At 38.8% G+C, this 947-nt stretch carries 1 protein-coding gene; it reads left to right on the top strand.

Translation table 11 applies throughout. The features are described 5' to 3' along the window. On the top strand, positions 1-947 hold a 947-nt coding region (locus FC36_RS07575), incomplete at both ends, for an SspB-related isopeptide-forming adhesin (RefSeq protein ID WP_156409557.1).

Here is a 947-nt window from a genome sequence, read left to right as displayed (position 1 = left end):
GACGGTCATGGTTACAAGACTAATACAGTTACTAACCACGTTGAACCTAACCCTGCTCCAGTTAAAGTTGTTGTCAACTCTGATGGCACTAACATTGATAAGACTTCTGTTTCTCACGGGCAAACTGTAACTTACACTGGTACTTGGGACTTATCCGAATTAGCAAATCACGTATTTACTAAGGAAGAATTAAGCCACAACTGGTCATTCGATGATGACTACGACCAAACTAAGATTACAGCTAACCAAAAGACTTTGAAGGTTACTGACAAGTCTGGTAAGGACATTACAAGTCAATTAGATGTTAACTGGAATGACAAAGACGGTAAGTGGGTTGTTACTCCTAAAGACAAAGCTAAGTTCTTAGAAGCCTACAAAGGTCAAAAGCTTACTGTTTCATTCAATTCTGTTGTTAAGGCTGATGCTACTGGTGATTTAACTAACACTATGAACCAGGTCAACGACGACCAAGGCTACAAGACCAACACGGTTACTAACCATGTTGAAAATGATCCTAAGCCTGTTAAAGTAGTTGTTAACTCTGATGGTACAGATATTGACAACACCACAGTAAGTCATAACCAAGAAGTAACTTACACTGGTACATGGGACTTATCTGAATTAGCAAACCACAAGTTTACTAAGGATGAATTAGCTAAAGCTTGGACATTCGATGATGACTACGACCAAACTAAATTAGATGTTGATCTTAAAGTTAAGGACGCTATTACGTTGACTGATGCTAAAGGAAACAATATCTTCGATCAAGTAACGCTTGCTTGGAGTGAAAAGGGTGGTTCATGGTCTATCTCCCCTACTGACAAAGCTAAGTTCTTAGAAACTTACAAAGGTCAAAAACTTACTGTAAGTTTCAAGGCTACTGTTAAGGGCGATGCTACTGGCACTATTGCTAACACTATGAGCCAAACAAATGAAGATCATGGTTA

Origin of the sequence: Ligilactobacillus equi DSM 15833 = JCM 10991 (genome assembly GCF_001435735.1) — a bacterium.
GTDB classification, from domain to species: domain Bacteria; phylum Bacillota; class Bacilli; order Lactobacillales; family Lactobacillaceae; genus Ligilactobacillus; species Ligilactobacillus equi.
This window is presented reverse-complemented; position numbering and strand designations above follow the sequence as displayed.